The following is a 23161-nucleotide window of genomic DNA, read 5'->3' on the forward strand; positions in this document are numbered from 1 at the left end:
CGGCGGCGCGCCCGACGAAGACCCGGAGATGAACCCTACAATATCGGAGAGATTAGATGAACCAGAATCCTATTAAGATCGGCCTCATCGCCGAACTCACCGGCCCCTTGTCCATCATGGGCATCGCCAATGCCAATCTCACCACCATGCTTGTCGACGACATCAACGCCAAAGGCGGCCTCCTCGGCCGGCCGGTGAAGCTCATCATAGAGGATGGCGAGACCACCGACAGCGCGGCCAAGGCAAGCGCCGCCAAACTTGTGGATGTCGACAAGGTCGACTTGGTCGTTGGCGGCATCTACAGCTCGACCCGCCTCGCCATCAAGAGCGAGGCGGTCACCCGGGGCAAAACGCTCTACATCTACACCGAGCAGTATGAGGGACAAGAAAACGATCCCTTGATCTTCTGCACGGGCCCGGTGCCGGCGCAGCAGGTGGAACCGCTGATTCCATGGCTGATGAAGAGCACCGGGGCAAAGAGGTTCTATTTGCCGTCGGCCGATTATATCTGGCCCCACATTCTAAATAAGGCGGCAAGCCGGGTCGTGCGCGCCAATGGCGGCGAGATCGTCGGCGAGGAGTATTTCCCGCTCGATACCGTCGATTTCCGACGGACGGTGCAGCAGATCATGGTCAGCGGTGCCGATGTCGTGTTCAACACCATTGTTCCGCCGGGGCTGACGCCGTTCCTAGATGAGTTGCATAAAGCTGGATTCGGCAAGCGCGGCGGCAGGATCGTCTGTACCTATTTTGACGAGAACTTTCTCAACCTCGTCCCGTCCGAGCAGATCGAGGGCCTCTACAGCTGCCTCGACTACTATCAGGAACTCGACGATCCATATGGCCGCGCGCTTTTGAACCGCTACACAGCGCGTTTCCCCGGCAGCGCCATGTTGACTGCAGGCAGCGGCTGCACCGGCCATTACCGGGCGATCAAGATGTGGGAAGCAGCAGTGAAGGAATCCGGCACCCTCGAGCAGGGCGCCGTCATCGCGGCGCTCAATCATGCTCGGATCAGCGAGGGACCAGGTGGACCGGCCGAAATGGTTCCCGGTCAGCACCATGTTCGCATGAACATGTACATTGCGCAGGCGGAGCGCGGTCGATTCCGGGTCGTCAGGAAGCTGGGCCCGATCGATCCGAACGAGCGCGTGCTGACGGAAGAATTGCAACTGAGCTTGAGGTGAACTGCGCAGACGTCGATTACTGTTCTTCCAATCGGCGAGGGTGGCTCGGTAATGCTGCCCTCGTCATCCTTTTGTCGGGCTCCCGGAACAGGCGGCGCACCGAGTGGTGAGGGAGATATCGCTTGCTCCTCGAGCGCCTCATTGGCCGTTACTACATGATGGCGCACGGACCCGAAATCGGGCAGGAACGTGCTGATGTCAGTTCCCAGCCGTAACCTTGTCCGATTAACGTCCGCCTCCCTGCTCATAGGGTTTGCTGCGCTCATGGCTATCGTGGTCACAAATTTCTGGCTTGGCCAGAGAGCGCAATCCTACTTCGATGATGCGATCGCAGCGCGAAACACCCGGGTCGCGGCGGTTGAATTGAGAAATGCAATGCAGACGGCTGAGGCGTCCGAACGCGGTTTCGTGATCACCGGCAACGAAATCTATTTGGGACCATATCAAACAGCCAAAGCCCAAGCGCAGCGCCACCTCGAAGCGCTGCAGACGTTGCTGACTTCCTATCCCGACTCCCAATCGACGCTGCACCGGCTCACCGCAATCGTTGCCGCCAAGTTCGGAGAGTTCGATCAGACGATAGCACTCAAGCGCGACCAGCGTGATGCAGAGATCTCAGCGTTGTTCCGAACGAACAGAGGTAAGGCTCTGACGGACGAAGCCAATGTGTACTTCTCGGGTGTTATCGGGCGGGCGGATGACCGACTTACATCCGGTGTCGCCGAGCAGCGTGCCAACAGCGGATGGCTGCGGCTTGTTTCTGCAGTCGGCGGGCTTGTCATCGTCGTCGTCGTTGCCGGGGCTGCCTATGCAGCCGCTCGTTACACCAGAGAACTTCGCAAGACACGCGACGAGGTCAATGCACTCAACAGCGACTTGGAACTACGTGTCAGCACCCGAACTGAAGATCTGGCAAGGGCCCGCGACCGGGCCGAGGTGCTTCTATCGGAAGTCAATCACAGGGTCGCGAACAGTCTGGCACTGCTCTCGTCGCTTGTAACTCTCCAGTCAAAAGCAGTCGGGGATAATGCGTCAAAAGATGCACTGGCCGAAACCCAGGACCGCATCTTCGCGATCTCGCTGGTGCACAGGAGGCTCTACAGTTCTTCCGATGTCCGCTCGGTTGCCCTCGACGAATACCTTGCTGGGCTGCTCGATCACCTGCGAACGTCGCTTCGAAGCCAGGGACATGGCGTAAGGCTCTCCTACGAGGTAGATCCGATCAAACTCGAGACAGATGCCTGCATCAACCTTGGGGTGGTGGTCACTGAACTCGTTACAAACGCGTTCAAGTATGCCTACCCCGATGGGGCGGGAGACATTCAGGTACGGCTCACAGCACTGCCGGGCGAACAAGCGGAGCTGCTGGTCGAGGACGCCGGCATCGGGAGGGCCGAGGGCCTGCCCGAAAGGTACAGGGGTGGGCAGCAGGATCATCAATGCCATGGGTGTCAGCCTTGGCGGCAAGATAGAGTATCGCAATCTCCAACCCGGGACCGCGGCTCATTTGGTGTTTTCGACAAAACCACGGCGTGCTACCGCGGTTTTGTAGACAGCTGAGCCACTCAGTAGAAAGTTACCGTCAAGCGAATGCGCGTTGACGAGAGGAGAAACGGTGTTTGGTCTAAAGAGGAGGACTGCCCGGCTGCTCGGCCAAGCGATAGCTCTGCTACTCATTTCCTCTATGGCCGGGCTTGCTTCGGCGCGCGCCCAGGAAGGTGCCCCAGGCATCACTAGGCGGGCGGTGTTTCCCGTCTTCGACCCAAATGCACCCTCATGCAGTGCCCCGGTCGGCCTGAGCAAGGTTTTGGCCTATGTACAGGAAAACGACCGGGACTTTTTGCAGGGGGTTGATCACGGCCATCCCTGGCGGCAGTAAATCGCGGCTTGGGGTATCGAAGAGTTCTGGCTGAAAATGACGTCGGCAAGGCCATAGACCAGGTTCACTCTCTCGTCGCGGCGAGGGTTGGCGCCATCGTGGGCACGTCTTCGGATCCGGTGGCTTTCGGCCCCTCGCTTCAGCAGGCGATCTGGTCGGGAGCGTTAGTCGGCACGATCGTGCCTCCACCCGCGACGTTGCTGCTCAATGCTCCGCAATATCGTACAGGCAAGGTGCTAGCTGACGCAGCGATCGAGCACATCAAGGCCAAGCTCGGCGGGAAGGCCAAGGTCGTTCTGCTGACCCATGACACCATGGAGTTCCTGGCCCCTCGGTTCACGGCAATGCGAGATGGCCTGAATGCCATTCCCGGCGTGACAATCGTAGCCGACATCGCACCGAAGCCGGTCAACAAGGAAGGAGGGTTCGCCACGATGCAAACGATCCTTGTCGCCAACCCCGATGTCGACGTGGTGCTTGGCGGCGATGCCGTCGTGCTGGGCGCGCTGGAAGCATTGCGCGCTGCCGGCAAAGACAGGCCGGATCAATTTCTCGGCGGAATTGATGGCGAGCCAGAGGCGGTTTCTGAAATCAGAAAAGCGGACAGCCCCTACAAGGCGAGCATCGCCTTGTCATCACCGGTTTTCGGGTATGCCATGGGGCAGTTTGCGGCCGATTGGCTCGACGGCAAAAGCATCCCGCAGGCTATGGATATCCTTCCCATTGCACTGACACGCGCCAACCTTGAGTGGTACAATGCCGACTTGCTGGATCCAGCCTCAGTTTACGCCGATCCAGCACGCCGTGATCACTACCTGAAGATGTATGGAAATATCTGCTACGACAGCCGCAACGAGTATGTGAATTTTCCTTGGTCGTCAGAGCTGAAGTGATCTCTTGGCTTGAGGGTCGGCGTGTCGCACGATGGAACCCGCAGCAGAGATGGGTAGCTCAAAAGCCAGTTATGGGTACAAGGCACAGCCGCGATCACGGCCGTGAGGCCCCACAGGCAATTCCTGTCCGGGGGGCGGGCTCCCCAACTCGCGTTCAGAGGGTCGAGGGGTAAGTTAGCAACCACACGAGGATCCACGATGGCGGAACTTGTCACGACGGCGCCCGAACACGCTTTCCCGCCAGCCTCGCTTGAAGAAGGACGACGACAAGCAGGAATAGTCCACGGATTACGGATTGCCAGTACGCTGAGAGCGAAATCCAGCCCATACCGTTCTCAAAGTTCAGGATGTTGAAAAGGATGCCCAGCAGGAGGACGCCAGCAAGCGTGGTCAACACCGAGCCCGAGCCGCCGGTGAGCAGCGTCCCGCCCACGACCACCGCCGCGATAGCGAAGAGTTCCCAGCCGACGCCCTCGATCGGTTGGCCGGCGCCAAATTGCGAGGCAAGGATGACGCCGGCCAACCCCGCGAGGCCGCCGCTCGCGGCATAGACGAGAAACTTGACCCGGTCAGTGCGCAGTCCCATCAAGCGTGAGGCGTCCTCGCCACCGCCAATTGCCAGCACCGTGCGTCCTGCGCTGGTATAGTTCAAGCAGACGGAGCCGATCACATAGGCGGTTACCGCAATCACCGCCGGGACAGGAAACACCCAGAAATTTCCTTGACCAATCCTGGTGAACCCTGAGGCGTAAGATACCGAGACGGTTTGATTGCCGGCAAGCAGCAGCGCCGAGCCGCTGGCTGCCAGCATCGTGGCGAGGGTTGCAATAAATGGCATCAGCTTGCCGCGGGTTATGAGGAAGGCATTGATCAGGCCCGCGGCAAGCCCGACGCCCACGCCGGCCGCGAGCCCTGGGAGCATCCCAAAAGGACTTGCCAATGCGGAGGCGACACTGCCCAAGGCGGCTACGGAGCCAACGGACAGGTCGATGCCGCCGGTCATGATGACGAAGCACATCCCAAGGGCGACGAGCGCGAACATCGAGTTATAGCGCATGACGCTCATGACGTTGAAGAAGCCCAGGAAACGATCGTAGCGCAGGAATCCGAACAGAACGAGCCCCGCAAGGGCAACCAGCACACCGTAGGTGCCGATGATGCGGACAAGATGGGCGCGGTTCACGGCCTTATGTCCGATGCTGCTGCTGTAGCCAAACAGCAAGTGCGATGATGATCGCCTTCACCACAAGCGCCGCAGCGTCGGGCACCCCGTTGGCAAGCAGGGTATATCGAACGAGCTGGATGGTGAGCGCGCCGAGCAGGGTACCGATAATGGTTGCCTTGCCGCCGCTGAGCAACGTTCCGCCGACGGCGACCGCGGCGATGGCATCCAGTTCCATGCCCGACCCGACAAGATTTGCGTCACTTGAGGAGTTGATGGCGATGACGATGAGTCCGGCCAGCCCGGCGCAACTCCCGCTAATGGCATAGACGGACAGCTTGATTTTGGGGACGTCAATGCCCGCGAGTTCAGAAGCCTTTTCGTTGCCGCCGACCGCAAGGATACTACGTCCGAACACGGTGCGTTTCAGGATCCAAGCCGCGCCCGCAACAAGCATCATCATGATGATGACCTGAGCAGGTATATTGAAGGGGCGGGCAAGCCCAATCCATTGGAATTGTGGCACGCGAAATGTCTGCAAGTTGCCATTGGTCATAACTTGCGCGATCCCTCGCCCGGCGATGAACAGCACCAGCGTTGCCACTATAGGCTGGATGCGAAAGCGGGCGACCAACCAGCCGTTGAAGAGACCAAACAAGCTGGCGACAAGGATCGACGCGCTCATAGCCAGCGTCACTGCTACGTAGATATTATCAATCGGAAAGATCTTGCCCATGAAGATCATCGGAGCCAGCGCGCCGGAAATGGACATCAGCGAGCCGACCGAGAGGTCGATGCCGCCGGTTGCGATCACCAGCGTCATTCCGACCGCAACGATGACGATTGTACAGACCTGCGTGAGATTAACGTTGAGCGTCTGCATCGTCGCGAAGTTCTGGGTGTAGGCAAGATTGAAGGCCATTAGCAGCGCCAGCACGATCACCATTCCGTAGCGTGCCAGAAAGCCGAACAGATCGAAGCCGCGCGTCCCGGTGTCGCTAGCCGTTGAGGGTCTCGTCAGCTCGGTCACGCTTACACCTCCGCCGGTGAACCGCCATGCGCCATGGCTGCGATGACGTCCTTTTCGTTGGCGGCATCGCCTTCTAGCTCGGCCACGCTGATACCTTCGCGCAAGACGAAAATGCGGTCCGCGCCCTCGATCACTTCTTCCAGTTCAGAGGAGATCATCAAAACTCCCAATCCCTCATCGGCGAGCCGTCGGATGAGACGCTGGATCTCGCCCTTTGCACCGACGTCGATGCCGCGCGTCGGCTCGTCAAGGATAAGCAGCTTCGGATTCATCGCCAACCAGCGGGCAAGCAGGACCTTCTGCTGATTTCCGCCGGAGAGTTCGCGAACCCTCTGGTTCGGGCCGGAACATTTGATGCCAAGTTCGCGGATGAACCGCTCGACGATTTCACGCTGCCGCGTCTCGTTCAGGACACCGTTGCGGCTGATCTTCGGCAGCAGCGCAAGTGTGACATTCTCCGCCACCGTCATTTCCGGCACGATGCCCTCGGCCTTGCGGTCCTCGGTGCAGAAGCCCATGCCCGCGGCGACGGCATCGGCCGGGCCGGCAGGGCGGTAAGGCGAGTTCTCTATCGTCATGTCACCGGCGCTGAGGGGGTCGGCCCCAAACACAAGCCGCGCTGTTTCGGTGCGGCCGGCGCCAAGCAGGCCCGCAAAGCCTGCAATTTCGCCACGACGTACGTCGAAGCTTACACGGCGTACCGACTGTCCGGCGGCAAGGCCGCGCGCGGAAAACAACACATCGCCTAGCTTGGAGCGATCGCGCTCGCCGAAGGCTGTTGCGTGACCCTCGACCACGGAGACATCGCGGCCGAGCATCGCCGCCACCAGCTCGAGCTTGCTGATGTCCTCCATCTCAGCGCTTCGCACCGTCCGGCCATCGCGCATGATCGTAACCCGATCGCAAACCTCGAAGAGCTCGTCGAGCTTGTGGCTGACGAAAATGACGGAGACGCCCTCGGCCTTCAACTGCCGGATCACGTTGAACAGAACCGCAACCTCACGCTCGTCAAGGGAAGAGGTCGGCTCGTCCATAATGACGAGCCGGGCCGAAAAGCCGATTGCTCGGGCGATCGCCACCATCTGCTGGGTGGCGGTGTTGAAATCGCCGAGCGGACGGCGAACGTCAATGAGGATCGAGAACCGGCTAAGCAGGCGTTCCGCATCCGCGTTCATGGCAGACCAGTCCAAGAGGCCGTAGCGGCGTTTCTCACGACCGAGGCAAATATTCTCGGCCACCGAGCGCAGCGGGACGAGATTGACCTCCTGGTAGATGGTGCTGATGCCACTGAGCTGCGCCTCGTGCGGCGAGCCGGCCTCGAATGGACGGCCCTGGAAAAGGGCCACGCCGGCGTCCTTGCGATGGTAGCCCGTAAGCACCTTGATCAGGGTGGATTTCCCCGCCCCGTTCTGGCCGATGAGGGCGTGGACTTCACCCGCACGGACCTGAAGCGTGGCCTCGGTCAGCGCCGGGATGCCGGCAAATTTCTTCTGGATTTCGCGCATATCCAAAAGCAACCGAGCGGATTCAACCGGCTGAGCGGTCATGGGCCAAGCTCCGAATGGCCCGCCCGCGGATGTGGGCAGGCCATGAAAGTGCAATCAAAACGCGATGTCGAAATCCTTCTTGGCGTTGGTGGCGTCAAAGAAGTGATCTTCGTTCTTGATGAAGGGCGGGATTTTCTTGCCGGCGGCGTAGTCGGCCATGGTGGCGAACGCCTTCGGCCCAAACAGTGGGCTGCATGCGCAAATAGCGCCGATTTTACCGTCGATGATCGCCTGCACGCCTTCTTTTTCCCCGTCGATCGACAAGATCAGGACGTCCTTGCCCGGGGCCTTGCCGGCAGCTTCCAAGGCGGCAATGGCCCCCAGGGCCATCTCGTCGTTGTGGGCATAAATAATGTCGGCGTCGGGATGCGCCTGGAGCAGCGTCTCGGCCACCTGGCGGCCCTTGTCGCGGGCGAAGTCGCCCGACTGGGACGCCAAAATCTTGAATTCCGAGTGCTTCGCGATGAAATCGTCGAAGCCCTTCTTTCGGTCGGTCGCTGCCGACGCGCCAGTCGTGCCTTCGAGTTCGATGATCTTCGATTTACCGTTGGCGTTCTTGACCAGCCATTCGCCGATGCGGGTTGCCTCCTCGATGAAATCGGAACCGATGAAGCAGACATAGTCCTCGCCGGGCTTTGCCATCGTATGGTCGACGTCCCGATCGATCAGGAAGACCGGGATGCCGGCATCGCGGGCGGCTAGGACGACCGGCACCAGCGGTTTGTCCTCGCGCGGAGGCAAGAAGATAGCGTCGACGCCTTGTGCGATCATCGAGTTTACGTCGGCGGCCTGCTTTGCAGACGACCCGGCTGCGTCGGTGTAGACCAACTGATGGCCGAGCTTCGCGGCCTCGTCGTGCATGCTCTTGGTCTCGGCCAGCCGCCAGGGATTGTTGCTTTCCGTCTGCGCGAAGCCGACCTTGTACTTGTCCTTTTTGGCAAGTGGCGGAAGCGCCGCGAAGGCCCGCGATCCTAGTGTGAGTGCCGCGGCGCCAACGGCGGAGCCTATTAACAATTTCCGACGGGTAATGATCATGCTCTTTCCTCCTTGATTTGTCGTTTTTGACGACTGTGAATGTTCCTCACCATCCTTGCATTGGCGGCTGCCCGCTTTGCCTTTGGATTTCCTTGGCCGCTATACCGCCTCCAGGATGAAGTCGGCGCAGCGGTCGCCCAGCATCATCGCCGGCGCGGCCGTGTTGCCGGCATTGATGTTAGGACAGGCCGACATGTCCGCGACCCGCAGATTGTCAATCCCGCGCACGCGCATCGCAGCGTCCAGCACCGCCATCCGATCGCTGTCGGGGCCCATCCGACAGGTCCCGGCCGGATGGTAGTTCGTCTTGACGAACCGCTTGCAGTGCTTCGCTAAAGCCTCGTCACTGTCTTCATTGCCTGCCGGCACGGCTATGGCCTTCACGCGATCAGCCAGCGGTTTCGTGCGGAATGCCTTGAGGAAATAGCGCTGGCCCGAGATCATCTCCTTCATGTCCTCTGGGTGTGCGAGCAAATGAGGAGAAACGACCGGCATGTCCTTTGGATTGGCCGAACGAAGCTTCACAAAGCCGCGCGACTTTGGCTTCACAACCACCGTCGTTACGGTCAGCCCATAGGTATTGGCGACCAAAGTGAGGATGTCGCGGTCCAGGTACACGTGCGGCACGCAAAATGCTTGGATCGTCGGCTCGCCTTCGGGATCGGCAGGATTGACGAAAGCTCCCGCCTCGACCCCAGCAGACAGGATCGTGCCGGTGCCGAAAAGCTTGAACTGCAGACCGTTTCTGACCATTCGCCAGCCTTGGCCCTGCTTGAAGTAGCCATAGGATCCGTTGGTGGTGGCGATGATCGGCACCTCAGGATGGTCGATCAGGTTCTCGCCGACCCCTGGCAAGTCGGCTGTACAGGCGATGCCATGCTGCGCAAGCGCATCGGCGGGGCCGACGCCCGACAGCATGAGAAGTTTCGGCGAAATCAGCGCGCCTGATGAGATGATGACGTCGCCGTCGGCATAGGCGGTGTGTTCTGTGCCAGAGGAATCCACATAGGCGACTCCTCTGGCGCGCTCGTTTTCGATCATCACGCGGCTGACCGCACAATTCAGTCTCAGGGTGAGCCTGGGATCACGCAATAGAGGCTCGATGAACGCATAGGCGGCACTGCTGCGTTTTCCACCGCGGTTCGTGAACTGGTAGAAGCCTACGCCGCGCTGCGAAGCTCCGTTGAAATCATGGTTGTAGGGCAGTCCCAGCCCTTGCAGCGCCTGCACGAACCAGCGCGAAACATCGTCAATATAACCGGGGTCGGAGACAAGCAGGGGGCCGGTGGTTCCGTGCAACTCGCCGCCAAGGCGGTTGTTACCTTCCATGCCGGTGAAATGCGGCAGCACGGCCTGCCAGTTCCAGCGGATACCGGCATTGTTGCCACGCAGCAATTCATCCCATTCGTCATAATCTGCGGGCCGGCCGCGCATGTAGACCTGGGCGTTGACCGAAGTACCGCCACCCAGCACGTTGCCTTGCGAGATTTCGTGGACGCGGCCGTCGAGGTGCGCCTGAGGTTCGGTGCGATGATAGCTCATGAATTTTGAGCCGTTGATCATCTTAAAAATGCCGGGCGGCATGTCGAGCAGCGGATGGCGGTGCGAATGCCCAGCCTCCAGCAAGAGAACCCGCCGGCCCGCTCTCACCAGTCTGGCCGCTACAACGCAGCCCGACGCTCCGCCGCCCACGACAATATGATCGTAGGACCTCGTCATCCTTCCTGTCCGTCAGGTGTTTCAAAGGTTCCGCGGACATATTCCCATGCCGAGGCAAGATGGTTGAGCAGGGCCCGCTCGGCACCATCGGGGTCACGCTCGATGATCGCGGCACAGATGTCACGATGGCTGAGGAAATTCACCCGATTGCGCTCAGGCGATCTCGGCATGCGCAGCCAATGCGGGGAGAGCCAGGCGGTAAACGCCTTATGCACGGCGGGCAACACCGGGTTGCGCGCGATGTCGTAAAGCACCGCGTGAAACGCCACATCGGTGGCATAGAAGTTCTCGGAGTCCGGTATCGCGGCCTCGTTCACCGCAAGTGCCGCCCTGAGCGCTGCGACATCGTCCTTGCGGGCGCTGATCGCGGCACTGCGAGCCAAGGCCGCTTCCAGGAAGACGCGCATGTCGTACAGGGTTTTCACGCCGGCCTTATCGACCAACAAGTGGCCGACCATGCCTTCCAGCGCGCCAAGGGCTGTATCGAGCCCCGGACGACGGGCCACCGGGCGAAAGCGGGGGCGCGCTTCGACTAGCCCCCGGCTTGCCAGCCGGGCGATTGCTTCGCGCACCACGCCACGTCCCACGCCGTATAGCGCCATGAGTTCCCGCTCAGCCGGCAGATAGCTGCCATCATCAAGCTTTCCGGAAATGATGTCGCGCTCGATGCCCGCTACCATGATGTCGGCCGCGCGAGCAGATCCGACCATCGCCGGCGCTCCCCGATGCTGTTCCGTCTGCAGCAAGCCTGATCTCCATGTCGCACCTCCATTAAGGCGCAAATCGGACCAAAGCACAAGCAGCTACGATATTTCGTCGGACCAAAATGGCGGCTGCCCGGCTTTAACGTTGCAGTTAGGCCATTTCTGATGCAATTATGGTCGTACCAAATTCACACGCACAAGAGGACTCCGATGTGAGCAGCACGGCAATCCAGGGCGTCGAGACACGGCTGTTCCGTGTGCCACTGCGCGAAGAGATGAGCGATGCCAAGCATGGCGCCCACACCCATTTCGAACTGGTGACCGTGACTGTCAGGCTTACCGATGGCAGCGAGGGTACCGGCTATACTTACACGGGCGGCAAGGGCGGCCATGCCATCCGCGCCCTCATCGAGCGTGATCTGACGCCCTTTTTGCTTGGGCGCGACGCCGCTGACATAGATGCCGTCTACGACGGCATGTTGTGGCATATTCACTATGTCGGGCGCGGCGGCATCGCTTCCTTTGCAATTTCGGCGGTCGATATAGCTTTATGGGATCTCAAGGGCCTGCGGACGGGCCTTCCGCTCTGGAAGATGGCAGGCGGAGCAGGCCGAACTGCGAAGGTGTATCGCGGCGGCATCGACCTGAATCTCACCCTTGATCAGCTCCTTTCCAACATCGAATCTTATCTCCAGGCAGGCTTCACGGCAGTGAAGATCAAGGTAGGTAAGGACAACCTTGCCGAAGATGTGGCCCGCGTGAGAGCCGTCCGGGAGCGTATCGGACCTGATACGCCGTTGATGGTGGATGCGAACTACGCGTTGGATGTTCCGCGCGCGATCGAAGCGGCAAAGGCTTTCGCGCCCTATGACATATTATGGTTCGAGGAGCCTATCATTCCCGACGACTATGAAGGTTACGCGACCATCGCGCAGGCAACTGGCATGCCGCTCGCGATGGGAGAGAATCTGCACGTGATTGAGGAGTTCGAGCACGCCTTTGCGTGGTCGAGGCTGTCCTATATCCAACCGGATGCCTCGAATTGCGGTGGCGTCACCGGCTGGCTGCGGGTCGCTCACCGTTCACGCAAGGCCGGGGTGCCGGTGTGCAGCCACGGCATGCAGGAACTTCACGTCAGCCTCGTCGCTGGCCAGGAGAATGCCGGGTGGGTCGAAGCGCACAGTTTCGACATCGACTCCTATACAACCAGGCCCTTGGTGCTTCATGGCGGGCTAGCAGTGGCACCCGACGAGGCGGGCGTCGGTGTGCTATTCGACTGGCAAAAATTGTCGGCAGCCAGCGCCGCTTAGCTGGCATGCAGGTGAACGCTCCACCCTAGCATCCCAGTTGGCGATAGCGTGGCCTTGCGCGTTCACGTAATAGCCGGGGGCCTCGATATGGGCGATATTGCTTTGGCGGCGGACCTGATTCCGCTCGGCCGGCGCCAACCACGCCACCCAGCTCCCACCCGGCGCCGGCCACCTTCGGCTTACCGATTCATCAGGTACGTCTGGCCAGCTGCTCGCCTTCGCCAAATCACATCACGCAAGGGCGCTTTTCAAAGAGGGGGCGGAAAGAGGTATTCTCCAGTTTCACCGACGAGAAGGACCGTCTCCGGGTTCGCCCAGAGCTCCTGTTCCGAAAGGTGGCTCGGAGACGGACAACGGGCGCCTCGTGGCGAGGAGCGCGACCGCAAAGCAGGCCACCAGCGAAGTCGGCGATCGCAAAACCAGCTTGTCAATGTCACGCCTCGAAACTTAGGCGGCAAAATCTCGACGTCGCGATCCGGTCAAAACTCCGATATGCTCAAGCAAAGCATTGGGGGTGACATGGACCCGATCAAGAGCCTAGTCGTGGTGCGGGATGACATAATCGCCGCGATCCTTCGCCTGGAAGCAATCCCGGAAGACGACAAGCATTATGGTTTCGCTCTTCAAGAGCGCGGCTACTTGAAGAGCGTGGTTATCAAGATCGAGGCCGACATTCGCATATTGCAAGAAACGCTATAGATGCCGACCGAATCGCTTCGGGTGGCTAGGTTCGCACCTCGCCATCGAGCAAGCTTTCAAGACCAATCCTGGCGACCAGATCGAAGTCGGAAATGGCTGTTCGTTCGACAGGGAGCCGGGCGACGGTGGCACACACTGCGCGCAAGCCTGTGATCGCGGCGGTTCGGTGCACGACCGACATGCATGAAATGGGCAACGTTCGATTGGAACAGCTGTGCGCAGGAAGAAGACGAGGAGCGGTGATCGACCCCCTCTCATTAATCCGTTCGCGCCTTTGCCGGGGTGGTTTGACTTGTCCACGACCTGAAAGACCGCACACCTTGGCCTCGAAGCGGTCGTTAATTTCAATCCGGCCCATCCTTACCAATCGTGTATGCGTCGGATTGGGCAGCCGACCGAACTATGCGAAAGACGGGTTGATCTTTCGCGTTCCTGCGCAGCCGGGAGAGCTTCGCTAGGAAGATCTCTACATTTCGCCTCTGCGGCTGTCGCCGTTGTCCACCGCGGGATTGACCTCAGACGCAGCATTCATTCGCATGGTGCAGATCAGTCCCGATTTGTGGAACTTCAGAGTGACGCGTCCGGACGTGCCGGACGCAAACACGCGCTCGAGGAGCTGCGTGCCGAAGCCCTTTCGCTCGATCGGTTCGACGGGCGGACCTCCCCGTTCGCGCCATTCTAAATTGAGCCAGCGATGCTGTTTTTGACCGACGAGCTTCCAATGAATCGACACCGTGCCGGTTTCGTTCGACAGTGCTCCATACTTGAGCGCATTCGTCGTAAGCTCATGAAAAGCCAGAGCGGCCGAAAGAGCGACGTTCGGTGATAGCCAGACCGACTTGCCGCTAATCCCGAAGCGGTCGATCGGTGCGTGTGAGCTGACCGATGTGGCAATCAGATCCCTGACGTCGGCGCCACTCCAGTTCTGCTGAATAAGCAGGTCGTTGGCCTTGGCCAGCGAGACGAGACGGCTGGAGAGCGTGCGTCCTGCTTCAGCCAGGCTTGTGGCGTTGCGAAGTGTCTGGGAGGCAATGGACTGAACCACGGCAAGGATATTCTTCACGCGATGGTTCAGCTCATTGGTCAGCAATTTGAGCTGCTCCTCGCCGCGTTTGCGTTCCGTTATGTCGAGGCTGATTTGAACGGCGCCAATAATGCCGCCACTGGGGTTGCGAATTGGACGTGCGCTGGAAAGTAGAAGGCGCTCGACACCTGACGGCAACGTGTAGACGAACTCTTCGTGATCCGTCAGCTGCCCGCGCATGGCGCGGCTAAGAGGGCGGTCTTCGCGGCTCACTATGTGCCCGTCCTTGACGGCCACCGTGTCGATGACAAGGTCGGGGCTGCCGAAGGTTTTGTGCGCGTCTGTCGGCAGGCCCATGAGTTCTGCCGCGAAGCGGTTGCGGATGACCTGAAGAGCCTTCGGATCATAGGTAAACCAGACTGCCGCCGGCGCTGTCTCCAACACCGCCTCCAGCTCGTAGCGCCGTTCGGCGATCGCCCGCTCTGCATCCACCATCGCCTGGGCGATGGCAGCGAACTCCGTAACCGAGGTCGACAAGGCTTCGACGCTGCGGCCGTGACCCAGCGCTTCGGCCCGTGTCGCCAGTTCAGCGGTGGCCCGGGTGAATCCTTTGCCGACGAAATATGCCAGAGCAACCGAGACAAGAAGCGACAGGAGACCTATCCCGCAGATCGCCGCAAGCGAGCGCCAGAGCGGCGCCTGCGCTGCTGCAAGCGGCACGTTTGCTGTGTAAAACCAATCAGAGTCCGGAGACCTGTAGTAGCCCGCCAGCAGCGTCTCCCCTTCGAAATTGCGTGACGTGAATGAGCCCGAGCGCGCGACTATCTTTTCCACGTATTCGGGCAATCCGCGCTTCCCGGTCCATTCGTCGTGGAACCTGGAACGTGCAACGTAATTTCCGTCGCGATCTCCCACGCCCACAGTCCATCCTTGCGGGACCGCCGGCATCAGAACATCGCGGATCCGGGCAGTCGGCACAGAAAGCGTAAGAAGCAGGTCCTCCCCCTTCGGGGCGGGCACCCGAACGGCAACAGCTACGCGGTATTCGCCCGAGCCTTTGCCGCTGAAGACATCGCTGACGAAAACACCGGAACGGCTGAGTTTCTCGCGCTTGACAGAAGCTATAGGTGCGACTGACGGCAAGGCGGCACCGTAGCCTATTTCGGTGTTCATCAGCTGATTGCCGCCAAGATCGCGCAGGACGATCGTCCGGTCCGTCCCGTGGACAAGATCGAGCGCCTCGCGGTGAAAGGCTTGCAGATCGCCACTGGCGAGCGCGGCGGATTTGGACAGGCCGTCGAGGATGGTTTTGAGATTCGCCAGCTCGCCCTCTACAACGAGCGACACCTGGCGAGCCGTTTGCACGGCATCCTGCTCAAAACGATATCGTTCATGCAGGGCATATTGGCCTAGCAGATAGCCGGCAAACAGCCACACCGGGACAACTGCGGCGGCGGTCAAAGCAAGCAGATGCGATCGAACTGATCGACGAGGCAAGTCCATATCCCGTGCCGGCTCAGGAACCTCACCATAATCGGCGGGCCACGAACGGCAAGCGTTAGTTTAAGCGAATATAATGCTTCCGGTGCGCCGTGGCGCACGCGATAAGGTGCCATGGCCGCCGGTCACTGCCGTGGGCTACTCTTTGACCGCGCCGGTCATTGACGACACGTAGTGCTCGACGAAGAAGGAATAAAGGATCACCACCGGCAGCGAGCCGATCAGGGCGCCTGCCATAAGGGAACCCCATTCGTAAACGTCGGAGCGGACCAGCTCGGTCAGCACGCCCACCGGCACGGTCTTATTCTCGGACGACTGGATGAAGGTGAGAGCGTAGATGAACTCATTCCACGACAGCGTGAAGGCGAAGATACCCGCCGAGATCAGCCCTGGTACCGACAGCGGCAGCACGATCTTGGTTAGCACTTGCCAGCGGCTGGCGCCGTCGATGAGGGCGCACTCCTCCAGTTCGAAGGGAATGGAACGGAAATAGCCCATCAGCAACCAGGTGCAGAAAGGCACCAGGAAAGTCGGATAAGTCAGGATCAAGGCAAAGGGCGTGTCATAAAGCCCGAGATTAAACACCATCACCGACAGCGGAATGAACAGGATGGACGGTGGGACCAGATAGGCGAGGAACACGGCCAGCCCGACCTGGCGCGAGCCGGAAAAACGCAGTCGCTCGATCGCATACGCAGCCAACACCGCGGCGACAAGCGACAGCACGGTAGCGGCGACCGCAATAATCGTCGTGTTGAGCAGCCAGCCGGGATAGGAGGTCTCGAAAAGCAGATAGCGGATGTTCTGCAAGGTCGGGTGGACGACCCAGAACGGGCTCGATGTATCGTAACTCGTCATTTCTGCGTTGGGTTTGATGGCGGTGATCGTCATCCAGTAAAAGGGAAAGAGCAGCACGATGACAAATATGGCCAGCGGGACATAGATCGTGACCACGCGACGCGGCATGCTTTGCAGATAGCTCATGCCACCTTCGTCGCCGCCGGCTGCGTTGGCCTTGGGGTCGGTCAGAGCCATCTCAATCTCCGCCGCCTTGCTGCCATCTGCGTCGCTGCAGGCCGAAATAGCTGAACAGGATCGCGCCTAGTAGGAACGGGATCATCGCCACGGCGATGGCTGCGCCTTCGCCGAGCTGCCCGCCCGAAATGCCACGTTGGAAAGAAAGCGTCGCCATGAGATGTGTGGCGTTCACCGGGCCGCCGCGCGTCAGCACATAGATGAGCTGGAAATCGGTGAAGGTGAACAGTACCGAAAAGGTCATCGTGATGGCGATGATCGGCGTCAGCAGCGGCAAGGTGACATAACGAAACAGCTGCCATCGACCGGCGCCGTCCAGCGTGGCGGCTTCGTAGAGTGATTGCGGGATCGTCTGCAGGCCGGCAAGCAGCGTTATGGCGACGAAGGGAATGCCGCGCCAGACATTAGCGGCGATCACCGAAGCGCGCGCGTTTTGCGGATCGCCAAGGAAGTTGATGTTGTGGTCGATGAGGCCCATCTGCTTGAGGGCCCAGGAGATGATCGAGAATTGCGAATCGTAGATCCACCAGAAGGCGATCGCCGATAGCACTGTCGGCACCACCCAGGGAAGAAGCACCACGGCGCGGAAAAACGATTTGAACGGCAGGTTCTCGTTGAGCAGCAACGCCAGCCAAAGGCCGAGGGCGAACTTCAGGATAGACGCGCTCACCGTGTAGAGAAGCGTGTTGAACACGGACAGCCAGAACACGCTGTCGTCCCAGAGGTATTCATAATTCTCCAGGCCGATGAAGACGCCCGGCCTGCCGATGCGGGCGTCGGTAAAGCCGAGCCAGACGCCCAGCCCGAGCGGATAGGTCAGAAAGACCAGCAGCAGCACCACTGTCGGCAGCATAAAGCCAAAGCTGAGCAGGCCACGGCTTTCGGCAATGCGCGACAAGAAGGAAGGGCGGGGCGGGGCGGCGGTTGTCACGGCCATGAAAGGCTCCTGTGGCGGGTATCGAGTTGCAGCAGTCCTTCGACCTTCGTGGACTACAGGCGCGCGGGCCCATTGGTCCGCGCTCTCTCCTTGCGGGCGCGTGCCTTTCGGCGGCACGTCGCGGCGCCTGCTGGGGTCGACTGGAAAACAACAAGCGTCTTCCCCCGCGAATGGAAGAAGACGTCCAGACTACACCCGGTAATACCTGTTGGCGCGCTTTTCGGCCTCTTCCATTGCCTCCTGCGGTGTCGCCCGACCAGTCACCGCCTTGGCGAACATGTCGACCAGCACATAGTCGGCCATGGTCGCGGCGGACGCGTAGCCGAGCGGCCCTGCGTAGCCGTTGTTGCGCAGCGTCGCTGACGCCTTGGCATAGGGCGCATAGTTTGGATCGGCCTTCCAGATCGGATTGTCGTCGTAGGCCTTCAAGGTCTGGCAGCAATAGCCGGAAGAGCCCTTGATCCATTCCGACATCTGCGGTTCCTCGAACATGAACTGCAGATAGGCCTTGGCCGCGTTGGGATAGGGCGTGTAGTTGAAGATCACCGCCGAAGTGACCTGGTAAAGCTCCACCGCCTTGCCGACCGGACCGATCGGCAAGCTGGCCGTGCGGATGTCCTTGGCCATTTCAGCCAGCTTGGGATCCTTGTCCTTGTTGATCCTGGCTGTTTCATAGGCCGAGATACCGTTGGCGATGACCGACAGCTCGCCGGCCAGGAAGGCACGATTGTTGTTGACGTCGAGCCAGCTTTCGGTGCCAGGGATGAAGGTCTTGTAGAGGGCCTGGGCATATTCGATCGCCTTCAGCGTCTCGGGACTGTTGATCACCACCTTGCTGTTCTCGTCGACCATCTTGCCGCCATGGCTCCATAAGAGCCAGTGGGCGTAGTTGTTGCCGTCGCCGACGCCGTGGCCATGGGTGAAGCCGGCTGGGTGGCCCTTGGCTTGCAGAGCCTTGCACAATTCGAGGAAGCTGTCGGTGTCCTTCGGGAACTCGGAAAAGCCGGCCTCCTTGACCCAACTCTCGCGGTAGACGATCGCGTTGCCTATGGTAGCCAGCGGCAGCCCGATGAACTTGCCGTCCTTGGTGGCGTAGCTCTTTGGGCCCTCGTGCCAGCCGCCATATTTCTTGCCCAGATAATCTCCGAGATCGGTCACATCGAGGAGCTTGTCGGGATATTGGAACGGATCGTCGAACCAGACGAACATCAGGTCAGGACCCGAGCCGACATTGGCGGCGACCGCCGCTTTGGGACGAATGTCCTCCCAGCTCTCCTTGTCGACGCGCACCTCGACACCGGTGGCATCGGTGAATTTCTTCGTCTGCGCCAGCCAGGCGTTCTCATCACCCTGGACGAATGGTGACCAGCGAAGGAGCCTGAGCTTGGCGCCCTTTTCGGGCGTGTATTTCGGCCCATCCTGGGCAAAGGCTGACGTGCCAAGCAGCCGGCTACCGATTGCTCCGGCCGCCGCAGCAACGGCGCTGGTGCGGATCACGTCTCTTCTGGTGTATCTCATGGCCATTTCCTCCTGTTTGATTGGCTAACCTCGGCATATTCAAAGCCGGCGGCCCGTATCTGCGTCAAAGAGATGGACCAGGCTTGGTTCGGCGGCGAGCCTGACGGTTTGGCCCGGCTGGAACGGGTGGCGCTCCCGAAAATTCGCGACGATCTCTTCGCCGCCAGGCGCGCGGCCGATGATCTGCAACTCCGACCCGGTCGGTTCGATGACGGAGATGGTGACGGGAAAGCCCTGGTCGCAGAGGCGCAGATGCTCTGGCCGGATGCCAAGTACCACTCGACCTCCATTCAGGCCTTTCGGCGTCTGCGGCAAGTGTACGGCGACGCCGGAGCTGCCTTCAAAGCCGCTGGCGCCAATGCGTCCTGTCAGCATGTTCATGGCTGGAGAGCCGATGAACATCGCCACGAAAAGATTGTCGGGGCGGTCATAAAGATCGAGCGGGCGCCCGATCTGCTCCACATTGCCGTCATGCATGACGACGATCTTGTCGGCCATCGTCATCGCCTCGATCTGGTCGTGAGTGACATAGACGGTCGTGGTCTTCAGGCGCTGGTGCAGTTCCTTGATCTCTGCGCGCATCTGCACGCGCAGCTTGGCATCCAGATTGGAGAGGGGCTCGTCGAACAAGAACACCTGCGGGTCGCGAACGATCGCCCGGCCCATCGCTACGCGCTGCCGCTGCCCGCCGGAAAGCTGCCGGGGATAGCGCGACAGAAGCGGCGTGAGGTTGAGAATTTCCGCGGCACGCGCAACCTTGGCATCGCTCTCCTGCTTCGAGACACGCTTCAACATCAGGGAGAACGCCATATTCTCTCGCACCGTCATATGTGGATAGAGCGCGTAGTTCTGGAACACCATGGCAATGTCGCGCTCCTTGGGGGCGACCGCGTTGACAACGCGCCCACCAATGGCGATCTCGCCGCGCGTGATGCCCTCCAGGCCCGCGATCATGCGCAACAGCGTCGACTTCCCACAGCCCGAGGGGCCGACGAGCGTGACGAACTCGCCGTCTTCTATGTCGATGCCGACGCCATGGAGAATCTCGGCGACGCCGAAGGACTTATAGACATCGCGGATCGCAACGGACGCCATCGATTTCCTCCCGAGCGATTAGGCGCCTGCAAGAAGACGTCCACTTCACATACGCAGCTTCCGGTCTTGCCGCGTCCTCCATCTGAAGTGGTAGCGCTACCAGCAGTGCGTGTAAAGCACGGCCTGATCTCCCTGGGCCACAGTGATCTAGATCGAATTTTCAATGTTTCGAGAGGCGCTCGGCCGCTCGGGACAAAAGCAGCATTCCTCGGCCATCGCCGTCCCATCCTTGTGCACCTCCGATTCTCCAAATATTGCGGAACAAGGCGGCGGCCAGTGGCGGCGACCTCAACGGCAATCGAATGGACTGACGGCCGGCGAGCTGGTTGGCCGACGAGGCTCGGCTCCTGGTAGGCCGACCGCTGGAGACCGCTCGTCCGCATTCATGCCGCCCATCGCGCCTCTCGTGATCTCCTTCGTGGCATTGGTCCGCATCGCTGCCGCTGTCCGGAGATGCTCCTGCCGGAGCGCTGAGGGATGCAATCTGGGCTGCCCAGCTTGATGCGAGCCTTTCTCCAGCCGTGACAATGTGATTGTCTTCGAGCCCCCGGGCCCAGGATTGTTCCCTGCCCACGCGCGCGCCGTCCACGCCGGTGCGGGTGATCCATGCGAGACCTGGCTTCGCAGTGCCGCAGCAATACCGCGTGCACGTCTAGAGCCGCGCCAACCGGCCGCCATCCACGTTGAGCGCCGCGCCGTTCACAAAGGCGGCGTCGTCTGAAGCCAGGAAAGCGGCGGCCGCGGCAATCTGCTCGGGCTTGCCGACATCTTCCGGGCTAATGGTTTCGACGCCGGACTTGATGTTCGGATTTTCCCAAAGCATCGGTGTGTCGATGGCCCCTGGCAGGATAGCATTGGCGCGTATGCCACGCGCCCGGCCTTCGATCGCGGTCGACCGGGTGAGCGACAGCAGCGCGGCTTTCGCCGCTGCGTAAGGGGCAACATGCGGCGTCGTTTCAAGCGCGTGCACGCTTGAGATGTTCACGATCGACCCGCCATTGGTCATGTGCGCGAATGCCTCACGCGTGAAATGGACTGCCCCCAGCAGGTCCACACTCAGCACCTTCAGCCAGTCCGCGCTGGTGAACGCCTCGAGAGGCTTGAACATTATCAGGCCGGCGTTGTTGACGATAATGTCCAACCTGCCGAATCGCGCCAGCGCCAGTCGACAGCACTGTGCGACTGCAACCTCGTCTGAAACGTCGCCAGCCGACACGGCGGTGTCCGGTGCGCCGGCTTTTCGGACTGCCTGTGCGGCCGCCTGCGCATTGGCTCCAACTAGGTCGGCTATGACAACGCGGGCGCCTTCGGTGCCCAAGCGGGTCGCGATGGCCAGCCCGATGCCGCTTGCAGCGCCGGTCACAATTGCACTCTTGTCAGCCAGGCGCATCGGGTTTCACCTTGTCCTTGGAGGGTTCGAGCGGTTCGGCCCCAGCTTCAGCGATCCGGTCCACATGCAAAAGGCCCCGCGCATAGTCCTGCTGTGCGCGAACACTTGGGTCGTTCTGCTCGGACGGCAAAAAGACGGGCAAAGCCAGGCACACACTTTGGGTGGCGAGCAGCTTGTTCCAGTTGGCGATGAGCGCTTTATATGCGGTTCCCACCGCCCTGGGATTACGGTCCAAGTCATAGAGGCCGACCGCATTGACCGTTCCGTTGTTCTCGCGCAGGGCGCTGTCCCAGTCCACCTGATCCGTCAGCGAGTACCAGGTGAATCCGACGATCGGTATGCCGTCGTTGCGGATCCTAAGCACGTTGGCCCACTCCTTCCACAACCAGTAAACGGCTTCGTCCCCGTTCGGGCCTTCGCGAATGTTTGTCTCTGTATGCATGACAGGCAGGCGGTAACGGTTGAAATACTGGCGCGTAATTTCGTCATAGCCAAACACCTCGCCGGAAGCCGACGTGGTTCCGTCCGCCCAAACCCGGTGCTCGTTGGTCTGGTAATAGTCAGTGCCCATCACGCAATGCCTGCGCAAATGGTTTTCCAGAAAGAAGCTGTACTCCTGCGCGGTCATCCCGTTTTCGAGCAGGTAGCGATACGTACGGGCGTCGACGTCATGCCCGTAATTGAGGTCGAGCGATAGGAAACGCTGGCTATTGAAGCGCTCCGCCTTGCCGATGGCCTCGGGGGAGTCAGCGTGGAAGTATTCCGAGGATTCACTTTGAATGAAAATAGCGTCGGGCCTCACTTGCAGGATCGCCCGCATCGCCACCACGTTGCCCTTCACGATATGCTTGAGAGCGGTGACGAACGCGGCATCGGTGCTCAGTTGCTCGTTCCACCAAGCCCAGCGCGCTGAAAAGGTGGCGCAGATGAACATCTCATTGACGGGTGTGTAGAGCTGGATCCAAGGAAAGCGGGTTGCGAAGTCGCGCGCGTAACATTCAAATAGCCGCGGAAAATCCGGATTCTGGAAATTGCCCACCCAGTCCGGAACGCCGAAATGGCAGAGGTCGACGATCGGAAGAATATCCTTAGCCTTCAGGTCAGAGAAGGTCTCATCGGCGAAGGTCCAGTCGTAGTGTCCGTCGCCCAGCCAAGTCTTGTGAATTGGAGGCCCGTAGCGGAGGAAGCGAAGACCCAGATCCTGGAGCAGTTCGAAGTCGGTGCGCCATTGCTGGTAGAAGCGACATTTCTCCATTTCGTCGACACGCTCCCGACCTCCACTAATCGTGGGAGCGCTGTTTTCAATGCCGGTGGCAAAGACGAAATTGAACATGAAAGGGTCCTGAGCCAGCCAAGCTGCAGCCATTTCCCAACGTCCAGGTTGCAGCGCAGTTCCGGTCAGGCGGCAGGTCATCGCGCTTCTTGGCGATACGCGACCAATACCGGGATGGCGTGGCGGGTCTCGCCGGGTATGCCGCGATCTGCGTGTTCAGTTTC

The 23161-nt window shown here is 60.3% G+C and carries 18 protein-coding genes; 5 read left to right on the forward strand and 13 right to left on the reverse strand.

The features are described from left to right. Nucleotides 1-56: 56 nt before the first annotated feature. The 3 genes from LB557_RS05390 (at nucleotide 57) to LB557_RS05400 (ending at nucleotide 3959) form a co-directional block, all read left to right on the forward strand. The gene (locus LB557_RS05390; protein WP_140722230.1) at nucleotides 57-1187 is read left to right on the forward strand and encodes a substrate-binding protein; all 1131 of its coding nucleotides are present in this window, start codon (nucleotides 57-59) and stop codon (nucleotides 1185-1187) included. Nucleotides 1188-1382: 195 nt separating this feature from the next. Further along, nucleotides 1383-2747 (forward strand): sensor histidine kinase, encoded by a 1365-nt coding sequence (locus tag LB557_RS05395; RefSeq protein WP_224643671.1) that lies wholly within the window; start codon nucleotides 1383-1385, stop codon nucleotides 2745-2747. A gap of 327 nt (nucleotides 2748-3074) precedes the next feature. After that, the gene (locus LB557_RS05400; RefSeq protein WP_224643670.1) at nucleotides 3075-3959 is read left to right on the forward strand and encodes a sugar ABC transporter substrate-binding protein; all 885 of its coding nucleotides are present in this window, start codon (nucleotides 3075-3077) and stop codon (nucleotides 3957-3959) included. A gap of 211 nt (nucleotides 3960-4170) precedes the next feature. Here LB557_RS05400 and LB557_RS05405 read toward each other — a convergent pair whose 3' ends face one another. From LB557_RS05405 to LB557_RS05430, 6 genes are all read right to left on the reverse strand, one after another. Then, entirely contained in the window at nucleotides 4171-5142 is a 972-nt protein-coding gene (locus LB557_RS05405; RefSeq protein WP_140619075.1) for an ABC transporter permease, read from the reverse strand. A 4-nt stretch (nucleotides 5143-5146) separates the two neighbouring features. Beyond that, entirely contained in the window at nucleotides 5147-6142 is a 996-nt protein-coding gene (locus LB557_RS05410; RefSeq protein WP_411970530.1) for an ABC transporter permease, read from the reverse strand. Nucleotides 6143-6153: 11 nt separating this feature from the next. Next, on the reverse strand, nucleotides 6154-7698 hold the full coding sequence (locus LB557_RS05415) for a sugar ABC transporter ATP-binding protein (RefSeq protein ID WP_224643668.1): 1545 nt from the start codon (nucleotides 7696-7698) through the stop codon (nucleotides 6154-6156). A gap of 54 nt (nucleotides 7699-7752) precedes the next feature. Next, nucleotides 7753-8733 carry an ABC transporter substrate-binding protein gene (locus LB557_RS05420; protein WP_140619081.1) on the reverse strand — a complete coding sequence of 327 codons (981 nt, stop codon included), beginning with the start codon at nucleotides 8731-8733 and terminating at the stop codon, nucleotides 7753-7755. Nucleotides 8734-8832: 99 nt separating this feature from the next. Then, on the reverse strand, nucleotides 8833-10452 hold the full coding sequence (locus tag LB557_RS05425; protein ID WP_224641808.1) for a GMC family oxidoreductase: 1620 nt from the start codon (nucleotides 10450-10452) through the stop codon (nucleotides 8833-8835). Beyond that, nucleotides 10449-11198, reverse strand: coding sequence for an FCD domain-containing protein (locus tag LB557_RS05430; RefSeq protein WP_224641807.1), 750 nt, complete (start codon nucleotides 11196-11198; stop codon nucleotides 10449-10451). The genes LB557_RS05425 and LB557_RS05430 overlap by 4 nt, the downstream gene beginning before the upstream one ends. 170 nt (nucleotides 11199-11368) lie before the next feature. On the opposite strand from LB557_RS05430, the gene LB557_RS05435 reads away from it, so the two are divergent. Beyond that, nucleotides 11369-12466 (forward strand): mandelate racemase/muconate lactonizing enzyme family protein, encoded by a 1098-nt coding sequence (locus LB557_RS05435; RefSeq protein ID WP_140619085.1) that lies wholly within the window; start codon nucleotides 11369-11371, stop codon nucleotides 12464-12466. A gap of 519 nt (nucleotides 12467-12985) precedes the next feature. Then, nucleotides 12986-13165, forward strand: coding sequence for a hypothetical protein (locus tag LB557_RS05440; protein ID WP_140619086.1), 180 nt, complete (start codon nucleotides 12986-12988; stop codon nucleotides 13163-13165). 466 nt (nucleotides 13166-13631) lie between these two features. Here the strand turns inward: LB557_RS05440 and LB557_RS05445 are convergent, their stop codons facing one another. From LB557_RS05445 to LB557_RS05475, 7 genes are all read right to left on the reverse strand, one after another. Beyond that, nucleotides 13632-15692: a sensor histidine kinase gene (locus LB557_RS05445; protein WP_224641806.1), complete on the reverse strand. Its 2061-nt coding sequence runs from the start codon at nucleotides 15690-15692 to the stop codon at nucleotides 13632-13634. 135 nt (nucleotides 15693-15827) lie between these two features. Further along, the gene (locus tag LB557_RS05450) at nucleotides 15828-16724 is read right to left on the reverse strand and encodes a carbohydrate ABC transporter permease (protein WP_140619090.1); all 897 of its coding nucleotides are present in this window, start codon (nucleotides 16722-16724) and stop codon (nucleotides 15828-15830) included. Between the two features lies 1 nt (nucleotide 16725). After that, nucleotides 16726-17577, reverse strand: a complete 852-nt coding sequence (locus LB557_RS05455; RefSeq protein WP_411908769.1) for a carbohydrate ABC transporter permease — start codon at nucleotides 17575-17577, stop codon at nucleotides 16726-16728. A gap of 273 nt (nucleotides 17578-17850) precedes the next feature. Beyond that, nucleotides 17851-19179, reverse strand: a complete 1329-nt coding sequence (locus LB557_RS05460; protein ID WP_140619094.1) for an ABC transporter substrate-binding protein — start codon at nucleotides 19177-19179, stop codon at nucleotides 17851-17853. Nucleotides 19180-19218: 39 nt separating this feature from the next. Beyond that, complete coding sequence (locus LB557_RS05465; RefSeq protein ID WP_140619096.1) at nucleotides 19219-20274, reverse strand: ABC transporter ATP-binding protein; 1056 nt, start codon at nucleotides 20272-20274, stop codon at nucleotides 19219-19221. 652 nt (nucleotides 20275-20926) lie between these two features. Then, on the reverse strand, nucleotides 20927-21664 hold the full coding sequence (locus tag LB557_RS05470) for an SDR family NAD(P)-dependent oxidoreductase (RefSeq protein WP_140661336.1): 738 nt from the start codon (nucleotides 21662-21664) through the stop codon (nucleotides 20927-20929). Then, nucleotides 21651-22997: a family 1 glycosylhydrolase gene (locus LB557_RS05475; protein ID WP_224641804.1), complete on the reverse strand. Its 1347-nt coding sequence runs from the start codon at nucleotides 22995-22997 to the stop codon at nucleotides 21651-21653. The genes LB557_RS05470 and LB557_RS05475 overlap by 14 nt, the downstream gene beginning before the upstream one ends. Between the last annotated feature and the right edge of the window lie 164 nt (nucleotides 22998-23161).

This window comes from Mesorhizobium sp. BR115XR7A, from assembly GCF_020165315.1.
Lineage (GTDB): Bacteria > Pseudomonadota > Alphaproteobacteria > Rhizobiales > Rhizobiaceae > Mesorhizobium > Mesorhizobium australicum.

Excerpts from the sequence above, each read along its gene's own strand:
- LB557_RS05425 (WP_224641808.1), bottom strand. The coding sequence starts at position 10,452 with ATGACGAGGTCCTACGATCATATTGTCGTGGGCGGCGGAGCGTCGGGC.
- LB557_RS05465 (WP_140619096.1), bottom strand. The coding sequence starts at position 20,274 with ATGGCGTCCGTTGCGATCCGCGATGTCTATAAGTCCTTCGGCGTCGCC.
- LB557_RS05390 (WP_140722230.1), top strand. The coding sequence starts at position 57 with ATGAACCAGAATCCTATTAAGATCGGCCTCATCGCCGAACTCACCGGC.
- LB557_RS05460 (WP_140619094.1), bottom strand. The coding sequence starts at position 19,179 with ATGAGATACACCAGAAGAGACGTGATCCGCACCAGCGCCGTTGCTGCG.
- LB557_RS05420 (WP_140619081.1), bottom strand. The coding sequence starts at position 8,733 with ATGATCATTACCCGTCGGAAATTGTTAATAGGCTCCGCCGTTGGCGCC.
- LB557_RS05440 (WP_140619086.1), top strand. The coding sequence starts at position 12,986 with ATGGACCCGATCAAGAGCCTAGTCGTGGTGCGGGATGACATAATCGCC.
- LB557_RS05445 (WP_224641806.1), bottom strand. The coding sequence starts at position 15,692 with ATGGACTTGCCTCGTCGATCAGTTCGATCGCATCTGCTTGCTTTGACC.
- LB557_RS05415 (WP_224643668.1), bottom strand. The coding sequence starts at position 7,698 with ATGACCGCTCAGCCGGTTGAATCCGCTCGGTTGCTTTTGGATATGCGC.
- LB557_RS05470 (WP_140661336.1), bottom strand. The coding sequence starts at position 21,664 with ATGCGCCTGGCTGACAAGAGTGCAATTGTGACCGGCGCTGCAAGCGGC.
- LB557_RS05475 (WP_224641804.1), bottom strand. The coding sequence starts at position 22,997 with ATGTTCAATTTCGTCTTTGCCACCGGCATTGAAAACAGCGCTCCCACG.
- LB557_RS05450 (WP_140619090.1), bottom strand. The coding sequence starts at position 16,724 with ATGGCTCTGACCGACCCCAAGGCCAACGCAGCCGGCGGCGACGAAGGT.
- LB557_RS05455 (WP_411908769.1), bottom strand. The coding sequence starts at position 17,577 with ATGCTGCCGACAGTGGTGCTGCTGCTGGTCTTTCTGACCTATCCGCTC.
- LB557_RS05395 (WP_224643671.1), top strand. The coding sequence starts at position 1,383 with ATGTCAGTTCCCAGCCGTAACCTTGTCCGATTAACGTCCGCCTCCCTG.